At 37.0% G+C, this 26451-nt stretch carries 24 protein-coding genes and 1 pseudogene; 7 read left to right on the forward strand and 18 right to left on the reverse strand.

The genetic code is table 11. The annotated features are described in order from the left end of the window. Nucleotides 1–229: 229 nt before the first annotated feature. Nucleotides 230–3916, forward strand: coding sequence for a methionine synthase (gene metH, locus ACK2M2_RS05945; RefSeq protein WP_419346590.1), 3687 nt, complete (start codon nucleotides 230–232; stop codon nucleotides 3914–3916). A gap of 167 nt (nucleotides 3917–4083) precedes the next feature. Next, the gene (locus ACK2M2_RS05950) at nucleotides 4084–4968 is read left to right on the forward strand and encodes a hypothetical protein (RefSeq protein ID WP_419346593.1); all 885 of its coding nucleotides are present in this window, start codon (nucleotides 4084–4086) and stop codon (nucleotides 4966–4968) included. A gap of 93 nt (nucleotides 4969–5061) precedes the next feature. Here the strand turns inward: ACK2M2_RS05950 and ACK2M2_RS05955 are convergent, their stop codons facing one another. The 3 genes from ACK2M2_RS05955 to def form a co-directional block, all read right to left on the reverse strand. Continuing rightward, nucleotides 5062–5424, reverse strand: a complete 363-nt coding sequence (locus ACK2M2_RS05955; RefSeq protein WP_419346596.1) for an endonuclease domain-containing protein — start codon at nucleotides 5422–5424, stop codon at nucleotides 5062–5064. 92 nt (nucleotides 5425–5516) lie between these two features. Next, nucleotides 5517–5810, reverse strand: coding sequence for a cold shock domain-containing protein (locus ACK2M2_RS05960; RefSeq protein WP_409511321.1), 294 nt, complete (start codon nucleotides 5808–5810; stop codon nucleotides 5517–5519). Between the two features lie 116 nt (nucleotides 5811–5926). Next, nucleotides 5927–6406, reverse strand: coding sequence for a peptide deformylase (def, locus tag ACK2M2_RS05965; protein WP_419346600.1), 480 nt, complete (start codon nucleotides 6404–6406; stop codon nucleotides 5927–5929). A gap of 138 nt (nucleotides 6407–6544) precedes the next feature. Here def and ACK2M2_RS05970 point away from each other — a divergent pair, with 138 nt between their 5' ends. Next, a complete protein-coding gene (locus ACK2M2_RS05970) occupies nucleotides 6545–6748 on the forward strand; it encodes an amino acid transport protein (protein ID WP_409511323.1) in 204 nt (67 codons plus the stop codon). Nucleotides 6749–6763: 15 nt separating this feature from the next. Here the strand turns inward: ACK2M2_RS05970 and ACK2M2_RS05975 are convergent, their stop codons facing one another. The 4 genes from ACK2M2_RS05975 to pnuC all read right to left on the reverse strand — a co-directional run bounded on the left by ACK2M2_RS05975 (nucleotide 6764) and on the right by pnuC (nucleotide 9855). After that, the gene (locus ACK2M2_RS05975; protein WP_419346604.1) at nucleotides 6764–7918 is read right to left on the reverse strand and encodes a GGDEF domain-containing protein; all 1155 of its coding nucleotides are present in this window, start codon (nucleotides 7916–7918) and stop codon (nucleotides 6764–6766) included. 318 nt (nucleotides 7919–8236) lie between these two features. Beyond that, entirely contained in the window at nucleotides 8237–8728 is a 492-nt protein-coding gene (locus ACK2M2_RS05980) for a DUF2505 family protein (RefSeq protein ID WP_409511325.1), read from the reverse strand. Nucleotides 8729–8864: 136 nt separating this feature from the next. After that, nucleotides 8865–9176 carry a hypothetical protein gene (locus ACK2M2_RS05985; protein WP_419346608.1) on the reverse strand — a complete coding sequence of 104 codons (312 nt, stop codon included), beginning with the start codon at nucleotides 9174–9176 and terminating at the stop codon, nucleotides 8865–8867. Between the two features lie 91 nt (nucleotides 9177–9267). Continuing rightward, entirely contained in the window at nucleotides 9268–9855 is a 588-nt protein-coding gene (gene pnuC, locus ACK2M2_RS05990; protein ID WP_419346611.1) for a nicotinamide riboside transporter PnuC, read from the reverse strand. A 169-nt stretch (nucleotides 9856–10024) separates the two neighbouring features. Here pnuC and ACK2M2_RS05995 point away from each other — a divergent pair, with 169 nt between their 5' ends. Beyond that, nucleotides 10025–10819 carry a crotonase/enoyl-CoA hydratase family protein gene (locus tag ACK2M2_RS05995; protein WP_419346614.1) on the forward strand — a complete coding sequence of 265 codons (795 nt, stop codon included), beginning with the start codon at nucleotides 10025–10027 and terminating at the stop codon, nucleotides 10817–10819. Nucleotides 10820–10910: 91 nt separating this feature from the next. Beyond that, nucleotides 10911–11816: an alpha/beta fold hydrolase gene (locus tag ACK2M2_RS06000; protein WP_419346647.1), complete on the forward strand. Its 906-nt coding sequence runs from the start codon at nucleotides 10911–10913 to the stop codon at nucleotides 11814–11816. A gap of 12 nt (nucleotides 11817–11828) precedes the next feature. Here the strand turns inward: ACK2M2_RS06000 and ACK2M2_RS06005 are convergent, their stop codons facing one another. From ACK2M2_RS06005 to ACK2M2_RS06045, 9 genes are all read right to left on the reverse strand, one after another. After that, complete coding sequence (locus ACK2M2_RS06005) at nucleotides 11829–12416, reverse strand: hypothetical protein (protein ID WP_419346616.1); 588 nt, start codon at nucleotides 12414–12416, stop codon at nucleotides 11829–11831. Between the two features lie 254 nt (nucleotides 12417–12670). After that, a complete protein-coding gene (locus ACK2M2_RS06010) occupies nucleotides 12671–13798 on the reverse strand; it encodes an acyltransferase family protein (RefSeq protein WP_419346618.1) in 1128 nt (375 codons plus the stop codon). Nucleotides 13799–13866: 68 nt separating this feature from the next. Continuing rightward, entirely contained in the window at nucleotides 13867–14280 is a 414-nt protein-coding gene (gene pgaD / locus ACK2M2_RS06015; protein ID WP_409511340.1) for a poly-beta-1,6-N-acetyl-D-glucosamine biosynthesis protein PgaD, read from the reverse strand. A 67-nt stretch (nucleotides 14281–14347) separates the two neighbouring features. Next, a complete protein-coding gene (pgaC, locus tag ACK2M2_RS06020) occupies nucleotides 14348–15613 on the reverse strand; it encodes a poly-beta-1,6-N-acetyl-D-glucosamine synthase (RefSeq protein WP_419346621.1) in 1266 nt (421 codons plus the stop codon). 9 nt (nucleotides 15614–15622) lie between these two features. After that, entirely contained in the window at nucleotides 15623–17650 is a 2028-nt protein-coding gene (pgaB, locus tag ACK2M2_RS06025) for a poly-beta-1,6-N-acetyl-D-glucosamine N-deacetylase PgaB (protein WP_419346624.1), read from the reverse strand. Between the two features lie 426 nt (nucleotides 17651–18076). Continuing rightward, nucleotides 18077–18415, reverse strand: a complete 339-nt coding sequence (locus tag ACK2M2_RS06030) for an FKBP-type peptidyl-prolyl cis-trans isomerase (protein WP_409511333.1) — start codon at nucleotides 18413–18415, stop codon at nucleotides 18077–18079. 159 nt (nucleotides 18416–18574) lie between these two features. Further along, nucleotides 18575–19198, reverse strand: a complete 624-nt coding sequence (locus tag ACK2M2_RS06035) for an MgtC/SapB family protein (RefSeq protein WP_419346627.1) — start codon at nucleotides 19196–19198, stop codon at nucleotides 18575–18577. Between the two features lie 120 nt (nucleotides 19199–19318). Beyond that, on the reverse strand, nucleotides 19319–19849 hold the full coding sequence (locus ACK2M2_RS06040) for a YaeQ family protein (RefSeq protein WP_409512818.1): 531 nt from the start codon (nucleotides 19847–19849) through the stop codon (nucleotides 19319–19321). Nucleotides 19850–19909: 60 nt separating this feature from the next. After that, on the reverse strand, nucleotides 19910–20923 hold the full coding sequence (locus ACK2M2_RS06045; protein WP_419346630.1) for a CobW family GTP-binding protein: 1014 nt from the start codon (nucleotides 20921–20923) through the stop codon (nucleotides 19910–19912). Between the two features lie 590 nt (nucleotides 20924–21513). Between ACK2M2_RS06045 and ACK2M2_RS06050 the strand changes: the two genes are divergently transcribed. Further along, nucleotides 21514–21732 (forward strand): hypothetical protein, encoded by a 219-nt coding sequence (locus ACK2M2_RS06050; protein ID WP_409512816.1) that lies wholly within the window; start codon nucleotides 21514–21516, stop codon nucleotides 21730–21732. A gap of 384 nt (nucleotides 21733–22116) precedes the next feature. Next, on the forward strand, nucleotides 22117–23727 hold the full coding sequence (locus tag ACK2M2_RS06055) for a bifunctional 3-(3-hydroxy-phenyl)propionate/3-hydroxycinnamic acid hydroxylase (RefSeq protein WP_419346633.1): 1611 nt from the start codon (nucleotides 22117–22119) through the stop codon (nucleotides 23725–23727). 103 nt (nucleotides 23728–23830) lie between these two features. Here the strand turns inward: ACK2M2_RS06055 and ACK2M2_RS06060 are convergent, their stop codons facing one another. Both ACK2M2_RS06060 and ACK2M2_RS06065 read right to left on the reverse strand, forming a co-directional pair. Further along, nucleotides 23831–25426, reverse strand: coding sequence for a bifunctional aspartate transaminase/aspartate 4-decarboxylase (locus tag ACK2M2_RS06060; protein ID WP_419346635.1), 1596 nt, complete (start codon nucleotides 25424–25426; stop codon nucleotides 23831–23833). Between the two features lie 38 nt (nucleotides 25427–25464). Continuing rightward, nucleotides 25465–26364, reverse strand: a pseudogene (locus ACK2M2_RS06065) (TrkA C-terminal domain-containing protein); the annotation flags it as partial. Between the last annotated feature and the right edge of the window lie 87 nt (nucleotides 26365–26451).

Raw genomic sequence — 26451 nt, forward strand, 5'->3', positions numbered from 1 at the left:
CGATCTTAGACAAACTAAAATATTTACATATCCATTATTTTTTTATCTTTAAAACTGCTTTATGTACTGATTTTAATCAAAAATTGATTTTTTTGTGTATATCAACAAAGCTCATGTATCAAATCACAGATTTCCATCAATAAATTAGCCTTGAGATTCGCTTTTGCAGTAATCATATAGACTATCTGCTAATATATTGCACGTTTAAAAAACCTGCTGAGAGTTTTGAATGTCAACATTGACCACCTTAAAAGAGCTTCTGACCCAACGTATCCTAATCATTGATGGTGCAATGGGAACCATGATCCAACGCCATAAATTAGAGGAAGCCGATTACCGTGGTGAGCGTTTTGCCGATTGGGCATCTGACTTGAAAGGTAACAATGACCTTTTAGTACTGACTCAACCGCAAATTATTCAAGGCATTCATGAGGCTTACCTCGATGCAGGTGCAGACATCATTGAAACCAACTCATTCAATGGTACAAAAGTTTCAATGTCTGACTATCACATGGAAGAATTTGTCCATGAGATTAACTTTGAAGCTGCACGTATTGCTAAAGCAGCTTGTGAAAAATATTCAACGCCTGACAAACCACGTTTTGTTGCAGGTGTACTCGGTCCTACGTCACGTACTTGTTCAATTTCACCGAATGTGAATGATCCTGCGTTTCGTAACATTACCTTTGATGAATTAAAAGAAAACTATATTGAGGCTGCACACGCCCTCATTGAAGGTGGTGCGGACATTCTACTTATTGAAACAGTATTCGATACACTGAACTGTAAAGCGGCAATTTTTGCCGTTAAAGAAGTTTTTAATCAATTAGGTCGTGAATTGCCTTTGATGATTTCGGGTACGATTACCGATGCATCAGGTCGTACACTGACAGGTCAAACTGCGGAAGCGTTCTGGAACTCAGTACGTCATGGCGATTTATTGTCGATTGGTTTTAACTGTGCCTTAGGTGCAGATGCAATGCGTCCGCATGTCAAAACGATTTCTGACGTTGCCGATACTTTTGTTTCAGCACATCCAAATGCAGGTTTACCAAACGCTTTTGGTGGTTATGATGAAACTCCTGAAGAAACAGCTGCATTCTTAAAAGAATTTGCTGAAAGCGGTCTGATCAATATTACAGGCGGTTGTTGTGGTACAACCCCTGACCATATTCGTGCCATTTACAATGCCGTAAAAGACATCAAGCCACGCCAAGTGCCTGAAACCAAGCCTGCTTGTCGTTTAAGTGGTTTAGAGCCGTTTAACATTACTGACGATTCTTTGTTTGTGAATGTCGGTGAACGTACTAACGTGACAGGTTCTAAAAAATTCCTCCGTTTGATTCGTGAAGAAAATTTTGCCGAAGCACTCGATGTTGCCTTGCAACAAGTGGTTGCAGGTGCGCAAATTATTGACATCAACATGGATGAAGGCATGCTCGATTCACAAGGTGCGATGGTGCATTTTCTGAATTTGATCGCCTCTGAACCTGAAATTTCCAAAGTGCCAATCATGATTGACTCATCTAAATGGGAAATCATTGAAGCAGGCTTGAAATGCGTACAAGGTAAAGCAGTTGTAAACTCGATTTCCTTAAAAGAAGGTTATGACGAGTTTGTTGCAAAAGCACGTTTGTGCCGTCAGTACGGTGCTGCAATTATTGTCATGGCATTTGATGAAACTGGTCAGGCGGATACTGCTGCACGTAAACGTGAAATTTGTAAGCGTTCTTATGATGTATTGGTCAATGAAGTTGGTTTTCCTGCTGAAGATATTATTTTCGATCCAAACGTATTTGCAGTGGCAACAGGGATTGAAGAACATAACAACTATGCTGTTGATTTTATTGAAGCAACAGGCTGGATTAAACAAAATCTTCCACATGCAATGATTTCAGGCGGTGTGTCTAACGTATCGTTCTCATTCCGTGGTAATGAGCCTGTACGTGAAGCGATTCACTCTGTGTTCCTTTACCATGCCATTCAACAAGGCATGACGATGGGTATTGTCAACGCAGGTCAAATGGCGATTTATGATGATATTGATCCTGAACTCAAAGCTGCCGTTGAAGATGTGATTCTGAATCAGAATCAAGGTGAAAGCCAACATGATGCCACCGAAAAATTGCTTGAAGTTGCAGAAAAATATCGTGGTCAAGGTGTCGCACAAAAACAAGTCGAAAACTTGGAATGGCGTGAACTTCCTGTCGAAAAACGCCTTGAACACGCGCTAGTCAAAGGTATCACCACCTATATTGATGAAGATACTGAAGAAGCACGTCTAAAATCAGTTCGTCCGCTTGATGTGATTGAAGGCCCACTCATGGACGGCATGAATGTGGTCGGTGACTTGTTTGGTTCAGGTAAAATGTTCCTACCACAAGTGGTGAAATCTGCACGTGTGATGAAGCAAGCGGTAGCTTGGTTGAACCCGTACATTGAAGCTGAAAAATCAGGTGCACAATCTAAAGGGCGTATCTTGATGGCGACAGTGAAAGGCGATGTGCATGATATTGGTAAAAATATCGTGGGTGTTGTACTTGGCTGTAACGGTTATGACATCGTTGACCTTGGTGTAATGGTGCCTGCTGAGAAAATTTTACAAACGGCGATTGATGAAAAATGTGACATCATCGGTTTGTCAGGTTTAATCACACCATCACTCGATGAAATGGTCTTTGTTGCCAAAGAAATGCAACGTAAAGGTTTCCATATACCCCTCATGATTGGCGGTGCAACCACTTCTAAAGCACATACCGCTGTGAAAATTGATCCACAATATTCAAATGATGCTGTAATTTATGTGGCAGATGCTTCTCGTGCGGTTGGTATTGCGACAACATTACTTTCTAAAGAAATGAAGCCAAAGTTAGTTGAAGAAACTCGTGCTGAATATGAAAAAGTGCGTGAACGTATTGCCAATAAACAGCCGAAAGCAGCAAAATTGTCTTATGCTGAATCGATTGAAAATGGTTTAAAAATTGACTTTGCTACCAATAAACCTGCGATTCCTAACTTTATCGGTTCGCATACATTGACCAACTACCCACTTGAAACTTTAGTGGAGTATTTTGATTGGACTCCGTTCTTTATTTCTTGGAGTTTGGCGGGTAAATTCCCTGCAATTCTAACGGATGAAGTGGTCGGTGAAGCTGCGACTGATTTGTATAACCAAGCGCAAGAGATGTTGAAAGACATTATTGAAAATAAACGCTTTGATGCTCGCGCAGTGTTTAGCATTTACCCTGCCAATCGTTCTGCGCCTGACTCTGTTGAAGTCTATGATGAATCAGGTGCAACGACGCATACCTTCCATCATATCCGCCAGCAATCGGACAAAGTGACTGGCAAACCAAACTTATCATTGGCTGATTTTGTAGCGACTAAAAACCAAGCGGAAGATTTCTTGGGCGGTTTCACTGTATCGATTTTCGGTGCAGAAGAAATGGCACATGAGTATAAAGCCAAGGGCGATGACTACTCTGCGATTCTTGCACAATCTTTAGGTGACCGTTTTGCTGAAGCATTTGCTGAGCATTTACATGAGCGTATCCGTAAAGAGTTCTGGGGTTATCAAGCTACTGAAAACTTATCGAATGAAGAGTTGATTAAAGAGAAATATGTCGGGATTCGTCCTGCACCAGGTTATCCTGCTTGCCCAGAACATTCTGAAAAAGCGACTTTGTTTAGTTGGTTAGATTCAACTGCAAAAATTGGTACTGAGTTGACTTCTAGTTTTGCAATGTGGCCACCTTCTTCTGTGAGTGGTTTCTACTATGCAAACCCACAGTCTGAATATTTTAACGTGGGTAAAATCGCAGGCGATCAGCTTGAAGATTATGCGAAGCGTAAGAATTGGACTTTGGATGAAGCGAAGCGTTGGTTAGCGCCGAATTTGGATGATTCGGTTTCTTGAGTTTTTAAAATCTCCCCTAGCCCCTCTTTGAAAAAGAGGGGAATGTCATGTGATTAAATAAATTACGTGACAGCCCCTCCCTTTTTAAAGGGAGGTTGGGAGGGATTGAATAATAATAAAAGTTAGACGATATTATTTCATATCTTCAAAAATACAGACTTACTAAAATGAATAATATATGCTCACTTTGTCATGAATCAAAAAAATTAAAAGAAAGCCATTTCATCCCCAAATTTGTTGGTAAATGGCTCAAAAGAACTAGTGCTACAGGTTATCTTCGAAACATAGATAACATCAATAAAAGGCAACAAGATAGTCTCAAGGACTATCTCTTATGCAATGATTGTGAGCTTCTTTTTTCAGGTTGGGAAAAACAGTTTTCTGAAAAAATGTTTATACCTTTTCTGGATCAAAAAAATTATGTTATTGAATATAAAGATTGGTTAGCAAAATTCTGTACATCCCTTTCATGGAGAACATTAATCTACATAAAAAATAAGAATTCTGACTTTGAAAATGAGAGTGCTTATTTCATAGATCAGATCAATCGTGCTGAACTTAACTTAAGAAATTTTCTTTTAGGTAAACAAGATAATTTATATCAATATGAACAACATATCTTTCCTTTATCTGAAATAAATATTCCTCCAAAATCATTAAACTTACCAAGTAACATAAATAGATATTTTCTTAGAAGTATTGGTGTGGATGTCTTACAAGGAGATAACAACATCTACATATTCACTAAACTTCCCACCTTTCTCATCTTAGGAATTGTTAATTCCAATTTTTCATCAAAAATGAGGGCAAGTCGAGTTTCCTTAAAACAAGGCATATGTAAACCAGCAAGTCTAGTAATGCCTGAATACCTGCTTGGATATATGAAAAGTAAAGCATTAGAAATTCAAAAAAAACGGAGTAGTATGTCTAATGAGCAACAAGATAAAGTTGAGAAAGCAGCTTTAGGTAATCTCGACAAAACTGCCGATTCAAAATCTTTTGAGGCTATGATGCATGACTATAATATTTTTGGCGATGCAATATTTAAATAATCCCTCCTAACCTCCCTTTAAAAAAGGGAGGAACACAGCGAATCTAATACCATCATCAAATTCGCGAAAAGCCCCCCCTTTGAAAAGGGGGACTTAGGGAGACTCTTTAAGACAGTAATGATAAATGGCTTCCACCACCCCATCAATCTCTCCCAAAACCTGCCGATTATCAAACCTCAGTACTTTTAAACCCAAATGTTCTAATGCGTGATCACGAATCCGATCAGCTTCTAAGCCTTCATTTGTATAATGCTGACTCCCATCGCACTCAACCACCAAATTTGTAGAAGGACAGTAAAAATCCACAATGAAATTTAAAAGCGGTTTCCGCCGATAGAACTGTAATCCTAAAATTTGCTTATTACGAAGCCTTGACCATAAAAGCTTTTCAGCATCAGTCATGTTGTTTCTAAGATCTCGAGAGGCTTGTTTTAAGTTTTTATTATAAGGTTTCATTTTTATTCATTATCTAAAAAGACTACTCCTCCCTTTAATCAAAAAAAACTTCTCAGCTTAAAAAGGGAGGAAATCTAATGATTTAAAAACAATTACTTTCTAAAATTTGATAATAAAGACGAAGTAATTGATTTATTATTGTCTACAATTTTAGTCTTTTTAGCTCTTGCTGAATTATCTTCAACACGCTCAATTTTCACAGCTCTCGGCTTACCTTCATTATCTATAACAACAAATTTCACGCGTTCATTACGTTTCGGTTCGCCATCGGCAAGTGGAAAATCAGAAATATGAAAAAAAATATCCTCTTCTATACCACCAATAAAACCGAAGCCTTTATCGGCATTGTATTGCTTAATTTTGCCTTGTTGAAATTCAAGTTTCATACAGATTCTCATCATATTTTACAATTATTCCCATTATACCTATCTTCAAAAATGATCAGGGAAAATAATACAAATACTTGTTTGAATCGGGCTATTTTTACAACAATATAATATTTTTAAACTCTATCGACAAACAATACGCCATTTAAGTGATCCACTTCATGTTGCACAATACGGGCAGGAAAACCTGAAAACTCAGTTTCAATGGCTTCCCCATTTAATGCGCGATAACGAATAGTGATCTTCTCTGCACGCCGAACTTGTCCACGTTCATTAGGTACACTTAAACACCCTTCCTCACCCGGTACAATTTCACTAGAAAAAGCTAAAATTTCAGGGTTCACCATCACAACTGCATCCATTTCAGGTGCATCGGGATAGCGTGGATTCGGACGAGAAGCCACAATAATCACACGTTTAGAGATATAAACTTGCGGTGCAGCAATGCCAACACCATTATGCTCAAGCATCGTATCTTGCATGGCATCAGCAAGTGTATTTAACCATGCACTACCAAATTCACTTTCTGAAATTGGTGCTGCAATTAAGGTTAAAATAGCTTCACCACGTTGGGCAACAGGTAAAACAGTCTGCATGGCGTACTCAATTTGATTATTTTGCGACTATTTTAAAACAGAATGTTTAAAAATCTGTCTTTTATACGTATTAAATTTAAGTTCTTTTTCAGCACTTTCGATTAAACTTAAACACTATTTTAAAAATTATCATACGTTATGGATACAACAACATTACTGCTGAATGTGCTGTTCAGCTCTATCGGATTTGGCTATTTTCTCTATGGGCGTAAGCAACGTAAAAATGTGCCTTTTATCTGTGGGATTATTTTAATGATTTTTCCATATTTTATAGACAATCTTTGGGCAGTACTCGCAATCGGCATCACACTGTCTGCAACACCTTATTTTGTGAGAAATTAATATTTAATGATTGTATTAAGCCGTAATTTCTAAATAGCTTCTGACCTGATTGCGCCCATTTTTTTTTGCTAAATACAATGCCTGATCTGCCTGACGTAAAACAACTTCACGTGTTAAACCTGGTTTCCATGTTGCAACACCAAAACTTGCAGTGATTTTAATCGCTTGATTTTCAGCATATTCCACATTCAATTGTTCAATTTTTTCACGACATCTTTCTGCGATTTCCATTGCATGGATCTGTTGTTTATCACTAAGTAGTAAAACAAATTCTTCACCGCCAAAACGTCCAACAAGATCATTACCACGCAAACTCAAACTAAGAACCTGCGCAACATCACGGAGTACACGATCTCCAACATCATGCCCATAGCTATCATTAATATTTTTAAAGAAATCAAGATCAAGCACAACTAAGGAATAATCACCATTTTTCTGATGAATTTTCCCTAAACTTTGGCTAATAAAGCGACGATTGAAAATACCTGTTAAAGGATCAAGCTGACTCATAATTTGAATTTGTTTTTCACGATTACGCCACTGGGTCAATAGTATTTCAAAAAGTACAATAGAAATAAAAAAAATTGGCACATACAGGAACAACATACTATAAATCCAAAATGGATTTTCAGAGAGCGTACTACTATTCAATTCATTGCTAAATAAAGGTGCATAGGGTATTTTTCCCATTGCACTCAATACAATACTACCCAGTAAAAAAATAGTCACAGGAATGGCTGTACTATAAATAATTTTACGTTCAAATAAGACAATACCAACCGAAATTAAACTAATATAGCTTCCGATCGTTGCTGGACTAATAATACCAACATTAAATCCGCCATAAATTAGCGTCACACCAAAAAACATAATACAAAAATAGGGAAAATACGTCTGAATCCAAATATTATCTTTCCACTTTATGCCAATAAATGCCCAGAGTAAAAATAAAAAAATGATAATAACTGATACAATTATATGAGAAGTGAATAGGCTTTCATCCATCCAATATTTTAATTCGGGAACACTAAAAACAAATAAATACCAAATAATCCAAATGATATAGGTCAATGCGCCAAGAATCATGACAAAATTACTTTTGCTCAAACTATCCCAATTCAACAGTGCGCTACCGTTCAAATATTCTTTGATTTTTTCTAGTAATTTCATTATAGACCGCCTGCTTATAGCCAATATTTATAATTATTTAAAATGTATAAGAATGATTTTTTATTCCACTATATCCTTTTTTACATTCATCAATAGCATCTTAATTTCAAGAAATATTACTTTAGTATAATTTATCATCAAATTATGACTATCTGTGAATTTTTACTATTAAAGTAAGAAAAGATAATAAAATATTTTTAAATCAGATGGTTAAATATTTTTTATACATAAAATAAGGAATTTGATACTAATTTTACTTTTTTTTATTATTTACTATTCATCCATAACGTTGATGGATGAATAGTATTATTTTAATTTTTATAAATTTTTCTTTAATTCATCTTCAATAATTTCGAGTTCTAAATCTGTAAATTTACGAATTTCACCTTCGGCATGCTTTTCAAGCAAACCTCCAATTAGTGGTACTTTCACCTTTACCTGCCAATCAATTTGTAATTTTATCTGATGCTGATCACCTGTTACCGAACGCTCACACCTTGCCTCTAAAGGAAGGTTTGCACCTAATTCAACTGTGGAGGTCATGGCAGCTAAATTCGTTATATCTGTTCGTTTTAAACGGAAGGCATCTTTCAATAATTTTTTGGCAATATCTGGAATATTGACATCTAAGTTATACGCACGGCGCATAGTATAAATGTCACCCGTAATTTGCGATTCAAGAATATCCAACTTTTCTCCAGGAATACGACGACATACGGCTTCATGTAATGCTGTATTTGCCGAAAGCCGTTTGAAGTCTTCAAGGGTGATGCCTTGAATGGTGGTTTGAATACTAAATTTATGTGCCATTTTGAATCCTTTCATTGTTCTTTTAGATAAATTTATGACTGCTGAAAATTTTCATTCAATCATTGAAACAAAAATTAGTATTTAACTCAGTAGCTTGTTTATTCATTTAAATCAAAAAAGTAGCAGATGTCACGTATTATTTATGACTGACGCATAACGAACTACATTCATTTTTTGTTAATTTTTCAGAAACTACACTTCGATAAATCTGAATTTTGTCAGCAACATCAATCATCAAATTATGATTTTTATACGTAATGAGAATACAAAATTCCTCTGCTCCATCATCTAAACCTGAAACTGTCCACATTGTTCCTTGAGGAAAATTATTGAGCCAAGATGCTTTATAAAAATCAGAAACTGATTCAAATTGAATATAGTCTTCGGGTGTAGAAATCAATTTTCTCACCAATACATCAAATTTATATAATTGTAAATCGAGTAACATCTCAAACGACTCCAATATGAATCAAATTCTTAAAAACCACAATCTGACCAAAATTTTAACGCTTAACTTTAGTCGGAATGGTTATTCCATTTTAGGATATTCCCGTAAAACTACACTGAGTTTGTTTATTTTTAACCTGCGTCCATTGCCACCAACCAAATGCTGCCAAACCGACAAGTGCTGCATAAAGCGTAGCAGTTAGATATAAATCTTTAAACAAGAACATACCCACATAAATAATATCAACAAAGACCCACAGTACCCAAGTTGCAATATGTTTTCGACTAGTCCAATAGGTTGCCAATAGACTAAAAGCGGCAAGTTGTGAATCGAGCATTGGTAATGCGGCATCGGTAAAATAATGTAAAGAAAGTCCAAATAACAAACCTCCTACAGCCGCCATACTCATTTGTAAAATGACCAATTTCGGAGCAATCGGCTCAATACGTATTTCATGACTCTCTTGCTTCCCTTTCATCCAATGATAAAAACCGTAAAAATTCATCACCATAAAGAAGCATTGTAAAATAGTTTCACCATAAAGCTTAAATTCATAAAACAGCCATGCATATAAACAATAGGCAAGAAAATTAAACAGCCAACACCACATGTTTCTTTTAATTGTTAATGTCACACCAATAACACTAATAATAACGGAGATAATTTCAAGTGGGGACATAAGACTAACTACATATTTTTGAATGTCTGTATTATGAAAAAAAACTGAATGATTGCAAGTGAGTTCTATTTTAGAACCTATATAACCTCAGTAGTCAATTTGTTGACTTGACCATTACGCTATCATCGCTTAAAAATAGATCAAACACATTAAAATAATGAGTCATACAATGCCAAATACTACAACTACCAATCAAGGCAAAGTCAGCCGTGAAATTCAAAGTCACATCTATTTAATTGGACTTGATCGCGCAGATAAGCGCAATGCTTTTGATAGTCATATGATCCATGACCTTGCACTAGCGTTAACTGAGTATGAAAATAATGCTGAACTACGCTGTGCAGTAATCTTTGCACATGGTGAGCATTTTACCGCAGGGCTCGATTTAGTCGAATTACAACCTAAACTTGCAGAAGGTGTGTTTAATTTTTCAGATGAAACCGTTAATCCTTGGGGTACAGTCGGTCGCCAACGAACCAAACCTTTAATTACAGCTGTACAAGGTTATTGCTATACCGCAGGTATCGAATTGATGCTGAATTCCGACATGGTTGTCGCGCATGAAAATACTCAATTTACTCAAATAGAAGTACAACGTGGCATATTGCCTTTTGGTGGTGCAACAGTACGCTTTGTACAAGCAGCAGGTTGGGCAAAAGCCATGAAATACATTCTCACAGGTGATCTTTTCAATGCTCAAGATGCTTATACCATGAACCTCATCACAGAGATCAATAACGACCCTCTCGCACGTGCTTTAGAACTGGCTGAACGCGTCGCAAGTGCAGCCCCACTTGCAGTACAGGCAGCCTTACACTCTGCACATCAAGCATTCCTACAAAACCCTGAAGCTGCTTTTGCAAACTTACAAAGCCTATTAACACCATTACTAAAATCTGAAGATGCGCAAGAAGGTGTTATGGCAATGCTGCAACGTCGTACACCTGAATTTAAAGGAAAATAATTAGAGCTTACGTCATTGCCATTCTATTCAACCTAAGCAAAAGTAAATTGACTGTTCTTCACATCAGTAATACAAGGAATTTTGTATGAATATGCCACAAACACAGTTAAATAAAATACAGCTAAATACAACACAAACTGCTTTTGAAAGTACCACCATCGACTTTTTAGCCCATGATGGCTATATGCTGACTGGAATACTCTATACACCGAAAACTGTCAAAGCACGTATTGTTGTGGCATGCGCAACAGGTGTACCCCAACCATTTTATCGTCGCTTTGCTGAATTTTCGGCTGCTCAAGGTTTTGAGGTTCTGACCTTTGATTATCGTGGTATTTATTTATCTGCACCAAAGCAGCTGAAAAACTTTCAAATGTCTTATCTCGATTGGGGAGAGCATGATTTAACTGGAGCAATTGATCGTCTCAAAAGCGATAATCTTCCTTTATTTATGGTCGGACATTCTTATGGTGGTCAAGCTTTAGGATTAACGAGAAATCATCATAAAGTCAGTGCAATGTATTGCTATGGCACAGGTGCAGGCTGGCATGGTTTTATGCCATTTAAAGAACGAGTTAAAGTTCAGGTCATTTGGAATATTGTATTTCCACCGATGGTTGCCATTAAAGGTTATTTACCTTGGAGTAAATTGAACATGGGTGCAGATTTACCCAAGGGCGTGTATCAGCAGTGGCGTAAATGGTGTAAAAATCCAACGTATTTCTTTGCAGATCCTCAGCAACAAGATCTTCATCAACGTTATGCCGAAGTTAAAACACCCATTTTTGCCGTAGCTGCACTTGATGATGATTGGGCACTTCCTCAATCTCGTGATTCATTTATGCAACATTATCGTCAAGCCCCAATGCACTACATTGATATTTCAGCAAAAGACTATGGGCTCAAGACAATTGGTCATATGGGATATTTTAGAAAGGGTTCTGAGCAAATTTGGCAAAAGATGCTAGATCAATTTGATCAGATGCTGAGTATCTAAATTTAAAAAACATTATGTACTCGATTGGCGAAACTCAAGTTTGTGTTCTCGCCCTTCATGATCGACATGCGCATAGAAAATACCGTAGCGCCCAACATAATATTCAAGCGATTGATCATGGTAATGCCAATAAATTGCCCATTCGCCAAAATCAAAACCTCCCGATTGGCTTTGGGTACTGTGTGGCATTTTATTCAGCCATTTTTGTTGAATTTCCCCTGCCTGATTGATATCCCTGACTTTCAAGGCTTGTTGAAAAAATAATTGTGCCGCATCATCAAATAAGCGTTGATCTTCTTGATTAACATCATCCATCACAGTACTCATCTGTACTGAGCCATTTTGCTGATCGTCTGCCTGTTGTTTCGTCATTGTGATATTCAAACGTTCTTGGTCTAAATGCTGTTTAATCTGCTTTGATTTTTCAGGTAAATCTTCTTCATCTTGTCGCTCTTCAAAATTTTTTGATATATTTTTTTGATGCAGATCAAAGATTGAATGCTGTTTATTCTTAATTTTATTTTTAATTAAACTGTCCCATAAAGTCCATAAAACATAGAGTGCTACGACTATTACAATCAGTATCAATAATGTCTTCATACGACTAAACCTCTATGGATTCAATTAAATAAAATACATCTATTTTTGTTCTTAGTGCTGTTTAAAACATTAATCATTTAACGAACTCAATCTAAGGTCTTTATCGTTATATAGATTGAGTCAAATATTCTCATGCAGAGAATAAGATAACTTGAGAGTTGGTATTTTAAAGTCAATACCAACACTTCGATTATAAAATTAGCATATTTTTTGCCAACAAGGAAATACTGAGCATCATTACCCAATATATTCAGTTATTTAAGAATTTTAATCGCTATTTTTTGACTGATATTAATTGCAAATTGATCAATATAACGACTATAAATATCTGCAACAACAAGTGTTGCTAATATTGCCAATACACCCGAACAAATCGCAGACTGTGAATAACTCCAGTGCCATTTTAAAAACAAATTAAACAAAGGAATACACACCAACGTTAGCATTAACAAGTGTATCAAATAAATCGAAAATGATAGTTTTCCCAACCAAACTAAAATCGGACGATCAAGCCCTTTTGACAGCAATGGACTCATCAATACACTATAAACAATGATTGGCCCTGCAAGAAAATTACTAAAATCATAAGTATGTTCACCCCACAGCGCATATAACCACGAATAAGCCTGGCTCGTATTATGTGCACCTGCTAAATACAAACCTAAAATTAACAGTAAAACTGCGAAACAGGCAGACAGTTGTTTAGCATATAAATAAATATAAATGCCTATCACAAAGCTTGCAATTCCCATACAAAAGCCTTGTCCACGCCACATATAAGCGAGTACGAGTACCAACACTGAACCGAGCCAAAATACACCGTGTTTCCACTGGTAAAGTACCAGTAAAAAAAACAGTACAAATGACCCCATCAACTCAATGGTCATAGTCCACAGTACCCAATTAATATTACTATCCGAAAATAAGAATGCGCCGATTGTGCCTTCATATAATGCTGTTTTAAAGCTAAAATCTTGTTGAGCAAAGGCTTGTAGCCACAAACCTACATGTCGACTATCGATATCAATTATTGATAATGTCGCCCAAATAATTAAACAAGAGGTCAGTGCGGGAATCATTAAGCGTGGATAACGCTTAACCATCATATTTTTTAAACGACTCTGAAACTGTTCAGGTTTTTTTAAGATCGCATAACTAAGCACATAACCGCTCAGTACAAAAAAGACAAAAACGGCTGCATCACCCGAATATAAAAAACCTAGTGGTAAATGATGAACTTGATACACCCAATTTAAATCGGTAGTTTCTGTTGGATCAAAATGGTGTAAAAAAGGAAAAAAACTCATTGCGAGATGAGAAAATACTACAGCTAAACACGCAAGCCCCCGAATACTCTCTGCTGCATTAATTTTAGCTGTCATGTACTTTTTTACTCTCTAAACTCTTCAAACCTAATCGCTGTCATTTTTCAGCATTTTCAAAATAACGATTACTGAATTTTAGTAATTCGTCCTTCAGCATTATGATGAACCGTAGCAATTTTTTGCTGACGTGCTTGCATTAAAGCATCGATATCTAAGTTGAAATAACTCGCATACTGCGCTGTGCTTTTGGTTTCTGCTTCTTTTTTAGTTTTTGCAGGTACAAAGTTACTCCACAACCACAAGGAAACGGCACAGGCAATCAGTGCAAAAAAGCCATTTTCAAGTACTTGGGCAAAGGTACTAAAAAAATAATGCACCAGATGCGGTTTTTGAATCGAGAGATATCCAATCCCAATAACCAATGGTCGCCAAAGCAATAACCAACCTGCCCATAACATCGCTGTCATGGTTGTGGTGAAGTAGCGACGATGCCATGGTAGTTGACCACGTACATCAATAATCAAAGATTCAGTTTTCATATTCGCCTCTGTTGAACTAGATGACTCAGGTTTTACAGGGTCAGATTCCAGTTGTGTATCATGTTCTTTAGTCGTCATTACGCAATCCACGGTCAGGACTGACCCAACGTGCTCGCGTTCCATCTTTACGGAATAATACTTTTGGAAAGGCAATTATACTCGCGCTTACTGTAATGAGCCAAAATACAAATGGATACCAAATCATCCAATAATAATTTCGTGCCAAACCTGCTTCGTAACGGCTATCCATCCACTTACTCATCGCAAACTGCAATAAACAGGTTGTACCAAGCAATATACCTGTTCCCATAGGTAACAATGGTGAACTGATTTCAGGAAAGCCTGCGAACGGTAAAATGAAATGCAAAATCCATAAAATGAGCATAGTTAACATCAAATATGACCAAACTAAAGTCAAAATCAATTCAATAATTAATGGCCATAAATAATTCAATTTAGGTTTAAACAACACATCAATATTTTTCAATAAAACCTGTGCCCCACCCATTGCCCAACGCAGACGTTGTTTCCATAAACCATTCAATGTTTCAGGCATGAGAATCCAGACCAAAGCATTCGGTTCAAAGCGAATATCCCAGCCTGCTCGATATAGTTTCCACGTAATATCAATATCTTCAGTTAGCATATTGGGTGACCAATAACCCACTTCATGCACGGCACTTTTACGAAATGCAGTAATCACACCTGATACGGTAAACAAACGCCCAAAGGTTCGTTGCGCACGCTTAATCATCCCAACAATAGATGAAAATTCACCGACTTGAATGCGTCCAAGTAACGTTGAACGTGTACGAATTCGAGGATTACCTGTTACCGCAGCAACAGTTGGATTTTCAAGAAAGTGACGAATCATCCACTGTGCAGCAAAAGGATCAAGTAATGCATCACCATCAATCCCGATCAGAAATTCAGCATCTGTCAGTAAACTACCCGCTTGCAATGCCATTGCTTTACCTTGGTTTTCTGCCAAATGCACCACACGTAATTTGTCATGCTGAAGTGTTAGTGCATTTAATATCTCGGCAGTACGATCTGAGCTTCCATCATTAATCGCAATCACTTCAAAATTTGGATAATTTAATTGTAGTGCATGACTAATCGTTTCCACAGCATTGTCTTGTTCATTAAAACAAGGGACAAGCACCGCAACCAATGGATATGCAGTTAAAGCAACTGGTTGTTGAAATGGGGGCTCTTTACGCTCTTTCCAATAAAAAATCAGTGCACCAATCATCCACAAATACGACATAAATAATGGATAATAAAAAATAAAATTTAGAATGGTCTGCCATAGATGCTGAAAAGTGCTCATCGTCTATCCTCAAGGTACAAGTCGAGAAGATTTCAAATCGAATACCTGACGCATTTGTGTTGTATCGGGGTGATCTTGAATTGGGTCATCGGGATAATAACCTACATGCATAACACCTTGTTGATACAACGATTTTATCGTACTCGCCATTTCTTCTGTCGGTACTTTTTCATTGGTACGCCAATTGACAGCCTGTAACTCAAACACTGTTTTTTTCATACCATTAGGATACTTTTTGACACGATTGACCAAATCTTGATAGAACTTATTTGTATCAGGTGCTTGTTCCATATAAGGCATTGCCATAATCGCTGTAAAATCATACTTTTGTATTGACTGTTCTAACGACTGTGCATACCAATTTTCTGAATATGGTGACAATGCAACTTGAGCATACAAATTACGTGCTGTTAGTAAAAATGGCTGCCAATAGCGAACTTTCTGTGCCAAATCTTGAGCAAAATCATCAATAGTTGTCGTTTTATAGGCCGTCCATTTTTGCAATAATGCATCATTTTTACGGATATCTTCTAAACTTTCAGTTAAACCAATAGATGCATAAGCTTTCATCGCATCGGGACTTGCATCTTCATAATCCGACAAGGTTGCATCGTCATGGAATAAGATCCCATCGAAAGTTGCCGATTTTGCCAAATCTTGATAAATCCCTTCAATCGTTTGACGTGCTTCAGCAGAATATGGACTTAAGCGGTGATAGCCCATATTGAGATGATCACCTGCATGTGCCTGCTGTGTAACAACTAAGTCCTTAGAAACAGGATTTTTTTCGGGCAATTCCCAAGCAAGTAATGGCATCCATGCATACACACGCCCGACTTGTGTACGGGTTTGAATTTGCCAAGAGACACGATTAAATAAATCTGCACGCATAGGTAAGTATCGATTTGGGAAATACACCATATCCGCAGAACCGTTGGCATCGGGGTCAGAAAACGCCTGCAAATACACCGTATTGACATTCATGTCTCGAATACGATCAAGCAGATGTCCTAGATTTTTCTCTTGCTGTTTTTCATCAGGATCATAAATATAATCGAGATCGACATGCATGATTTTTTGAGGACGGTTGTTATCTCCCAAACTCATTTGACGGCTTTGAATTTCTTGTGCCAAAGCATCGGTACTCATACCGCCTTCAATCAAAATACGATTCAAATGTCCCAAGGATTTCTCAATATGATCGGGGCCATCATCCAAACTAATGGTCACAGGCATACCTGCTTTTTTAGCCAATTCAACCGTTTGCATATTGTAACGACCATAAGGCCACACCATCACACGTGGCTGTTTTAAACCATGTGCTTTAAGTACCTGATTGTTCTTTTTCAAGTCACTTAAAATACGATCTGCGTACTGTTTATCTGTTTCATAGCTTTTATTTTTTGGATTGTATTCACGTGTGGTTGCGGCAGGTTCAGAATTACCTTGAGGATTACCCAATATACCTTTATGCAAATTATAACTGTGGCTACCAATTTCAACTAAACCACTGTTCTGCATAGTTTTCAGCTCATCCCAACTGAGCAATTTATCTCGTGCGAGTTGATCATCACCAAACTGTACGGGCGTATTGGCTTTGGTTTCAAGCCAAGATCCAACCACCGACATCACTACAGGAATTTTTCTGCGTTTAATAATTGGATAAGCATATTGGTAAAAAGATTGGTAACCATCATCTACGGTTAATAATACGGGTTTAGTAGGCAGTTTAGCTTTGCCTTCATTGGCTTTGATCAATTGAGTCACTGAAATAAAGTGGTAGCCATTTTTTTGCAACCAATCGAGATGCAACTCAAATTGCTTCGTACTCACCGCATAATCGGGAATCACGGCGTTTTTCTCCGCCGTAATTTCGTGATAACCAATAATTGTTAAGGTATTTAAATCAGCAGGTGGTAAATTATCTTGCTCTATGACAGCTTCACTCGGCTGATCTTCCGCCAATGCTAGACCTGAAACACTACAGCCAAGCATTGCACATAAAACCATTGCTGGGGATAAATAACGAATTTGCATGAGGTCAATTTACTCGGTCATCATTGTTAATCGGGTCAAAAATGCGTAGGCACACAATAAATTTGTACGCAAATTTACGGTGAACGGATCTGATCAGATACTTATATTGCTGATTTAAAAGAATGAAGCTGAAAATAATCTTAAAATAATTCAGAATTGAATTATTTATTGCAGATGCGTTTTATCACTTTATGAGGTTATTGTATGTTTAGATATGTGTCTTTATGATTAATATTTAGACAAAACTTACATATTTGATGTAGTTCCCTCATATTTTCACAATAAATCGAACAATAAAGTCATTTTCAAGCTAAATGAATTATGTTTCTTTTTTAGTAAACCATTAAAAAGCCCTCGAATTTATTTTAGTTCAAGGGCTTTTTAATACAAAACTCTACAATTTTTTACTGCAAAAAGTGCAAAGTCTTAATCCCGTGTTTTTACATCAAATAATTCAATTTCAAAAGTAAGATTTGAATTGGCAGGAATAATTTTACCCATTTTACGTTCACCATACGCCAAGTGTGACGGCACGATCAATTTACGTTTACCACCCACTTTCATGCCCATAATCCCTTGATCCCACCCCTTGATCACACGCCCTGTGCCAATCACAGTTTCAAAGTAACTCCCTCGATCAATTGAAGAATCAAACTTTGTGCCATCTTCCAACCAACCTGTATAGTGCGTCGTAATTAAAGCACCTTTTACTGCTTCTTTTCCTTCACCTACTTTTAAATCAATAATTTCTAATTCAGTCGTCATTTTTCACTCAATCCATCAAATATAAAAACGAAATTTCATCTATTGTTCAGTACACGCCTGACAAAAATGATGATAATCCTGTAAAACCTATTGTGCATAATTATACGCATATTCTTATAATTGCGGTTTCCACTTTTCTGCTTATATTCCAATCTAATATCAAAAACTCAGCTCTTTAATCTCAGTATCATTCAATAAGTATTGTGTGAGTTTTTGATGGTTTTGTGCTGATCCAATTAAAACCCAATGCCCAATAATATTTTGTTCAGTTTTATTTTGCCCACCACGAATAATTTTTAATTTGTTATCAGAAAATATTTTTTCATATTTATCTAGCGTTTCTTCTTTATAGATACATAAAATTCTATAATTGCGTGCCTGATGAAATTCATCTATTTCCTCTTGAATATACACCAAGAATATCAAGACAATCAGCACCAGTCCTGTGCCGATTAAACTTAAGAAAAAATAGCCTGCCCCAACTGCCATGCCTAGTGCTGCAACCATCCAAATAGTTGTTGCAGTGGTAATGCCTGAAATTCGATTATCATCTTTAAAGATCACACCTGCGCCCAAGAAACCAAGTCCTGTTAAAATATTTGCTGCAAGTCTATCTGGATTTTCTACCCCAATACGTAGCGAAAGCATGGTAAATAAACAGGAGGCTAGACTAACCATAATCATGGTTCTTAAGCCAGCAGATTTACTACGATACTCTCGCTCTGTGCCAATAATGGCACCAATCATGAGTGCTAGTAATAATTGATAAAGTTCAAGATTCATATCTGATCAATATTATGATTGTTGTCTGATTAGATATACTGAGTTTCAAAACAAAAATGCAAGCGATTTTGCCTGCATTTTTGTTCGATTAACTTTGAGTTATTGATATACCATTATAAATTATTGCAATTGTGTCCACTCAATAACCGCTTGTGCATTGTCGCCAATCAATGTCCATTCACCATCCATAACATTCAGTTGTAACTGCATAGTACGTTGACATAATTGCTGAATATCGGCTGTGGTTTGTTCAGATAATTGCCAAACTTGAACATTTTTCAATGTTTTTAACTTAGAACTACGTTTGTACCATTCTGCAACTGCAGAACCATAGGCAATCACGGCAACATCTTTACAACGCGCAGCAGCTTTTTTAACTTTATCTTCATCAGGTAAACCGACTTCGATCCATTTCACCAACTGCCCTGTAAGGTCTTTTTCCCACAATGCAGGCTCATCTGTCTCAAACAAATCTTTGGTAAATTCAAGACGCTCTTCAGCAAAGCGTGCATAAGCCAACACACGAACCATCAAACGTTCAATGGTTTCAGATGGATGCAGTGCCATAGTAAATTGAAAATCGCCATATTGATGAACATCCATATTGGCAATATTCAAATCCACCTTATAAATTGTTGCTTTTAACGCCATGAAAAATCCAAAAAATGAAGTTCTAAATATGGCGCACAGTCTATAAGATTTTGCAGAGAATTACTGAGGTTTTTCAACTTGATCAATTCGACAGTTCAACACTGCACTTTCAAAATTCGACCAATCACGGTCGGTTTGCGTAATGATTTCAATCCGATTATCAATACCCTCTTCACCCGATTTATAGTTGAGATCTTGTGGATTAAAGTTGAAATTCATCCAGCCCTGATTGGTATGAAAAATTCCTTTAATACGTAGCCAATCTTGTTGCTCACATAACACATCTAAAAGATCATAAAAATCAAACTGCCAACGTTTAGAAAACTTCCAACCTGCAACAGTATAATCCTGTGAACTTTCTATGTAGTGATAAGGCAATTGGCGAATTTCAGGCAAAGGTTCATTTGCGGGTAACTGTTTTTGAATTTGAATTAAGGGCTGAATTTTACGTTCTAGACCCACATACGGTAAATCAATTTGGCTCAGTAACAGATCACCTTTCACAGCGGGAAGCCATGTTTGTGAATAGGCTAAATATTCATCTTTAAGTTTTAACAATGCCGACTGATCAATTTCCGTCATTACATCGGCATGTGAGATCACTACAATTTGCGCTGCTTTTAATTGATCTTGATATAAGTTGTGATTCCCCCATTTTTCATCATGCAAACGTGAACCATCTACGACCGTAACCAACGCGCGCATATCAATTTGGGCATGCCATTGCGGTTCAGTCAGTTGTTCTAACAATTGAGCAGGATGTCCCAAGCCTGTAGGTTCAATAAATAAACGATCTGGATTTTTCTCTTGAATCAAACGAGAGAGTGCTATTTGCATCGGCAACTGACCTGTACAGCACAAACATCCCCCTAACAACTCTTTGACCTCATAACCATCACCCTGCGGTAAAAGTTGCTGATCGACTCCAATCTGCCCAAACTCATTCATCAGCACAGCCCAAACTTCATGTTCAGGTTTCTGTGCCAATAACTTTTGTAGGAGTGTGGTTTTTCCTGCACCGAGAAAACCCGAAATAATGTGTGTTTTCACTTGCGATGGTTGCAGAATTTTCAAATGCATTAACTCCCGATTCATTTCGCTCTTGGCATCAAGAGTAAAAGATTGTGTGGCTATTGATCTATCAATCATCTGAGCTATTTCACGTTATGCTTACTTAACATCATTAAAAATTAGGCTCGAAATTGGTTTCATATTTTAGCCAAATTTAAGTCAATCTCCTGTCTATGCAAAGCGCTTTAAAGAATTCTTTTCAATAAAAGAATCAAAAAACGTGTATCAACGATTATAAATTCCGCATATTTACTTAAGAATCTCCTTATTTTGTACATCCTCAGTAAAAATATTGATTATTTTTTATGCGAAAAAATATATTTATATACATTTTAAAATGGCATTGAACCGTTTTTTTTACATAAGCAAAACATAAAAGTCCACTTTGTTTTTCTCACGTTACCCAAACTGTTTTACTTTGTTGTCAAGGTTGTCCTACCTGCTTTCAGGCTTTAGCATGATTTCCGTAGTCAAGCTGCTGACGATATTGCCTCCAATGCAATGCCTCCAGAGTTAGCGGCAGACTGCTATAAACCATAGATAACAACAATGACGTTTGTTATCGCTTTTGCAAAATCTATAAGGATGCCACAATGAAACTTATTCAAACTCTTCTTGTAACCACATTCGCTTTCACTGCTGCCACGGCTTTTGCAGCACCCACTACACCACCTGCTGAAGAAAAAGTCATCGTATCTACTCAAGAATTACCTGATGAAGCAGGAACAACGGAAACCCCTACTGAGCAACCCTCACCAACTGAAACAGATGCAAGTGCAAGCGCTGAAGTCGATCGCTCTTCTCATAAATAAGATGAAATATTTTCAATTTTGTGATTAAGCATATTTAGAAAAATACGCAATGATCGATCTGCTGTATCTGTCATTGCGTATTTGTGTTGGGAGTCGCTATTTTATTTTTAGATTTTTCCTCTATTTTGATAACTCAGCAAAAAATGCTACTCATTTCAAGTTTTTCTGATTTAAAAATACAATTGATCATAGTCAAAATAAATCGTGATATTCATTTTCGATATTTAATAATTTTTAAAAAATCTATATAAAACAAAAAATTGATATAAATCTATCATGATCACATAGATTTTTATATGCAATATATCAACTATGGCATAGCTTGTTTAGACTAACGTATTCATCGTTAATAGCATTATATAGTGAATTGAATGGATATTCCTTGTGAGCAAAAAACCAATTGAATACACCACAGAAGTGGCAATCATCGGCGCTGGTCCTGTTGGTCTGACCATCGCCAACTATTTGAGCAAACAAGGTGTACAGGTCACAATCGTAGAACAGCTCGATAGCTTAATTGACTACCCTCGCGCCATTGGTATTGATGATGAATCTTTGCGAACCATTCAATCACTCGGACTTGTCGATCAAGTTTTACCGCATACAACACCGAACCATGCAATGCGTTTTTTAACGCCTAAAGGTCATTGTTTTGCCGACATTCAACCGCTAACTCGTGAATTTGGTTTCTCTCGCCGTAATGCATTTATTCAGCCACAAGTCGACAGCGTGTTATTGCAAGGTTTAAAACAATACGAACACACGCAAGTTTTATTTGCACGGACTTTGGAAGAGTTCAGCCAAGATGCCAATGGTGTAACTCTTAAAATTCATAGCAAAGATCAAACTCAAGAAACCATTCATGCAAAATATTTAATTGCATGTGATGGGGGTAATTCTGTTGTCCGTCGTACTTTAAATATCGGTTTCGATGGTAAAACGGCACCAAACCAATGGATCGTAATTGATATTGAAAATGATCCATTAGCAACCCCGCATATTTACCTCTGCTGTGACCCTGTACGCCCATATGTATCAGCAGCGTTACCGCATGGTATTCGCCGTTTTGAATTTATGGTGATGCCCGGTGAAACTCAGGAAGAACTGAGTAAACCTGAAAATATCGCAAAATTACTCTCTAAAGTATTACCAACAACAGATGGAATTGAAGTAATTCGTCAGCGTGTTTATACGCACAATGCACGTATTGCCGATAAATTCCGCGTAGACCGTATTTTACTTGCAGGTGATGCAGCACACATCATGCCTGTATGGCAAGGTCAAGGGTATAACAGTGGCATGCGTGATGCTTTTAATCTTGCATGGAAAGTCGCTTTAGTGGTTCAAGGTAAAGCGGGTGCTAACTTGTTAGACACTTATCAAATTGAGCGTAAAGACCATGCCCAAGCAATGATTGACCTTTCGGTCATGGCAGGTCATGTGCTTGCACCTCCAAAAAAATGGCATGGTTTTGTGCGTGATGGTATTGCCTATGCATTGAATTACATTAAGCCAATTAAACAATATTTATTGGAAATGCGTTTTAAACCCATGCCAAAATATAACGATGGCGCTTTAGTGCAAGACACACGTAAAGATTCCCCTGTGGGAAAAATGTTTATTCAGCCAAATATTCAGCTTGAAAATGGTCAGACTGTTTTACTCGATGAAGTGCTTGGTAATGACTTTGCGGTTATTGCGTGGGGTGTCGATCCAAAATGGGGCATCAACGAAGCAAACATGAAAAAATGGCAGTCTTTAGGTGTGAAGTTTATTCAAGTGATTCCTGCAGTTCAATTGAGCAATGACAAGCGTAAAACTTTTGAGAATGTCATTACCATTGGCGATGCAGGCACAGAAATCCGTACATGGTTTGGTAAAACAGATCAAGCGATTGCAATTCTACGCCCTGACCGTTTCGTGGCTGCCCTTGCAATTCCACAGACCATGAATACGATGAGTCAGCAGTTGTTTAATAAACTACATGTAAAATAATCACTTGTAATAGATTCTTATTTTTAGTCTTTCTGACTCCGTCAAACGTGACCATTTATAATAAAAAAACCACTCAATTGAGTGGTTTTTTTATTAAGAAAGCTTACTTATTTTTTTCAATTAAATACTCGTTATAGTACTCTTCAGCAAATTTATTCAATGCTTTACCAATGGATGCATATTGGAATTCATTTAAATTTGCCAAAGAAGCACGAGCAGATGCCTTTGGAACGCCAAAGCCTCTGCCTGGTAAAAGCACAATTCCTGTTTCATCAGCGATATTAAATAGTAAGTCTGTTGGGTTTTTCACTTTCTGTACCCAATTGGCAAACTCATCGCCATAAAGTGCTCGGCAAGTTTTATCTAAATCAATCAAAGTGTAATAATTTACAGCATTCACATTATCATTATATGTGACACCTAATTGACGGTATAAAGCATGATCTCGATCTTTAATGACCGATTTCAATGCTTTCTTATATTGCTGACGAGAGTCCATCATATTGAATAAAGCAAATAAGACCATTTGCACTTGCTGAGGCGTTGATAAACCTGCTGTATGATTTAATGCAACTGTACGACTATCGGCAACCATACGATCAATCAATTTAATCTGAGATGGATTGGTGGTTAACGATGAGTAACGTTGTGCCAATTCAGCTTTATGTGCATCAGATAAGTTAGCAATTTTTTGATCTAAAATATTGTCTTGGGCAAGTGCAATCACCCCTAAACGCCATCCTGTCGCACCAAAATATTTTGAGAATGAATAAACCAAAATCGTATTATTTGGGCAAATTGCAAAAAGTGATCTAAAATTTTCTGCAAAAGTACCATAAACATCGTCAGTCAAAATAATTAGATCAGGACGTTTTTTCACAATATCGGCAATAATTTCTAAACTTTCATCACATATTTTTACTGAAGGTGGATTACTAGGATTAACTAAAAAAAATGCCTTAATAGATGGATCTTCTAATTTTCTCAGTTCAGCTTCAGGATATTGCCAATCTAGATCTGGATCTGCCTGTATATGTACTTGTTCTAATTGGTAATCATTTAACTCTGGAATTTCAAGATAAGGGGTAAAGATAGGTGTACCAATGGCAATTTTATCACCAGAGTTAAGAATCTTATTCTCTTTTAAAGAGTTAAAGATATATGCCATTGCAGCCGTACCACCTTCAACTGCAAAAAGATCAAAAGCATCAATACCTAAATTAGTGACACCCATTTCACGTACGATATATTCCTTAACAACCTGCTCACTTAACCGAAGCATACGATCAGGTACAGGATAGTTACAACCTAAAATCCCTTCAACCATCTCTAACAAAAATGCGTCAGGGTCAATCCCAAGCTGATCACGTATATATGAAATCGCTTTACCTAGAAATACAACACCTGGCTTATCACGATTTTCCAAAATAAAATGATCAAAACGTGAGCTCAGCCCTTGTATACGAGGAAAGCCACCTACACCTTCAGGCATAAATGAAAATGAAAATTCAGACTCTGTCGTTGCAAATAATCCAAGTTGGAAAAAAGCACGGCGTGGTAAAGTTGCTAGAAAATTAGGATTACCGCGCCCTGCATTTAGCATCATTCGATCTGTTCGACTTTGAGCAAGTTCAATTAAATTATCTTTTAATTCAAATGGGCTTAATTTTGCATATTTTGAATAATCTACATTTGACATCTTAATCTCCAGAATTATTGTTTATATCTTTAAAATAATTAAACCAAGGCGACAACAAATGGTCCTAATAATGTTAGAAATACATTTGCTAAGGCGTAAGTAATTGCAAAAGGAACAGTTGGAATGCTATTTCCAGCTTTATCTAGAACACCACCAAATGCTGGATTGGCACTTCTTGCACCCGATAGAGCACCCGCCAAAATAGCAACGTTGTCATATTTGAGAACAAAACGTGCAAAGAACATTGAAAGTATGAGTGGCACAATCGTTACAACAACGCCAATCATAAATAGTGTTAAACCACTTTCTTTAATTGTCTGAATTGCTTGTAACCCAGATTGAAGTCCAACAGCAGCAACGAAGCCTGCTAAACCCAAATCCTTTAATAACTGAGAGGCTGCTGGTGGCATATTTCCCATGGTCTGATGACGAGTTCTCAACCAACCAAATAATAAGCCCGATAATAAAGCACCACCGCCAGCTCCCAACGTAATTGGAACACCAGATACACGAACAACAATTAAACCGATGAGTAAACCAAGCACGAGACCAAAACCATGGAATACCCAATCTGTTTTTATAGATTCAGGAACTGGTGTTCCTCCCTCTTTAATAAAACGTTTAATATCTTGTTCAGCACCATAAGCAGTAATGACATCACCAAGAAAAACTTCAGTGTCATCCGTTAATGGAATTGGATCTCCACCACGTTTAATTCCTGTAATAAAAACACCTTGTTTCAATAATTTAGATGTAGATGCTTTAATATCTCCCAATGTACGTTTTGCGTACTGTGGATTTTTAAGCACAACATCTATGGTGTCCATGACAAGTTCCATACCGCTTGATGACTGTAGCTCTGGTCCAATTTTATTAGAAATGGATACCACATCTGCACGACGACCAACGATAAGTACGATATCTTGAGCCGGCACTGTTGCAAATAGTGATTTGAGTCGATGATGTTCCCTTTAAAAAGTGCTTAGAGACCGAAAACCCTGTTGATTAGACACACTTCACCCTGA

This window comes from Acinetobacter sp. TY1, from assembly GCF_048551395.1.
Lineage (GTDB): Bacteria > Pseudomonadota > Gammaproteobacteria > Pseudomonadales > Moraxellaceae > Acinetobacter.

Coding starts and splice junctions, on each gene's coding strand:
- metH (WP_419346590.1), top strand. CDS start 230: ATGTCAACATTGACCACCTTAAAAGAGCTTCTGACCCAACGTATCCTA.
- ACK2M2_RS05950 (WP_419346593.1), top strand. CDS start 4,084: ATGAATAATATATGCTCACTTTGTCATGAATCAAAAAAATTAAAAGAA.
- ACK2M2_RS05955 (WP_419346596.1), bottom strand. CDS start 5,424: ATGAAACCTTATAATAAAAACTTAAAACAAGCCTCTCGAGATCTTAGA.
- ACK2M2_RS05960 (WP_409511321.1), bottom strand. CDS start 5,810: ATGAAACTTGAATTTCAACAAGGCAAAATTAAGCAATACAATGCCGAT.
- def (WP_419346600.1), bottom strand. CDS start 6,406: ATGCAGACTGTTTTACCTGTTGCCCAACGTGGTGAAGCTATTTTAACC.
- ACK2M2_RS05970 (WP_409511323.1), top strand. CDS start 6,545: ATGGATACAACAACATTACTGCTGAATGTGCTGTTCAGCTCTATCGGA.
- ACK2M2_RS05975 (WP_419346604.1), bottom strand. CDS start 7,918: ATGAAATTACTAGAAAAAATCAAAGAATATTTGAACGGTAGCGCACTG.
- ACK2M2_RS05980 (WP_409511325.1), bottom strand. CDS start 8,728: ATGGCACATAAATTTAGTATTCAAACCACCATTCAAGGCATCACCCTT.
- ACK2M2_RS05985 (WP_419346608.1), bottom strand. CDS start 9,176: ATGTTACTCGATTTACAATTATATAAATTTGATGTATTGGTGAGAAAA.
- pnuC (WP_419346611.1), bottom strand. CDS start 9,855: ATGTCCCCACTTGAAATTATCTCCGTTATTATTAGTGTTATTGGTGTG.
- ACK2M2_RS05995 (WP_419346614.1), top strand. CDS start 10,025: ATGCCAAATACTACAACTACCAATCAAGGCAAAGTCAGCCGTGAAATT.
- ACK2M2_RS06000 (WP_419346647.1), top strand. CDS start 10,911: ATGCCACAAACACAGTTAAATAAAATACAGCTAAATACAACACAAACT.
- ACK2M2_RS06005 (WP_419346616.1), bottom strand. CDS start 12,416: ATGAAGACATTATTGATACTGATTGTAATAGTCGTAGCACTCTATGTT.
- ACK2M2_RS06010 (WP_419346618.1), bottom strand. CDS start 13,798: ATGACAGCTAAAATTAATGCAGCAGAGAGTATTCGGGGGCTTGCGTGT.
- pgaD (WP_409511340.1), bottom strand. CDS start 14,280: ATGAAAACTGAATCTTTGATTATTGATGTACGTGGTCAACTACCATGG.
- pgaC (WP_419346621.1), bottom strand. CDS start 15,613: ATGAGCACTTTTCAGCATCTATGGCAGACCATTCTAAATTTTATTTTT.
- pgaB (WP_419346624.1), bottom strand. CDS start 17,650: ATGCAAATTCGTTATTTATCCCCAGCAATGGTTTTATGTGCAATGCTT.
- ACK2M2_RS06030 (WP_409511333.1), bottom strand. CDS start 18,415: ATGACGACTGAATTAGAAATTATTGATTTAAAAGTAGGTGAAGGAAAA.
- ACK2M2_RS06035 (WP_419346627.1), bottom strand. CDS start 19,198: ATGAATCTTGAACTTTATCAATTATTACTAGCACTCATGATTGGTGCC.
- ACK2M2_RS06040 (WP_409512818.1), bottom strand. CDS start 19,849: ATGGCGTTAAAAGCAACAATTTATAAGGTGGATTTGAATATTGCCAAT.
- ACK2M2_RS06050 (WP_409512816.1), top strand. CDS start 21,514: ATGAAACTTATTCAAACTCTTCTTGTAACCACATTCGCTTTCACTGCT.
- ACK2M2_RS06060 (WP_419346635.1), bottom strand. CDS start 25,426: ATGTCAAATGTAGATTATTCAAAATATGCAAAATTAAGCCCATTTGAA.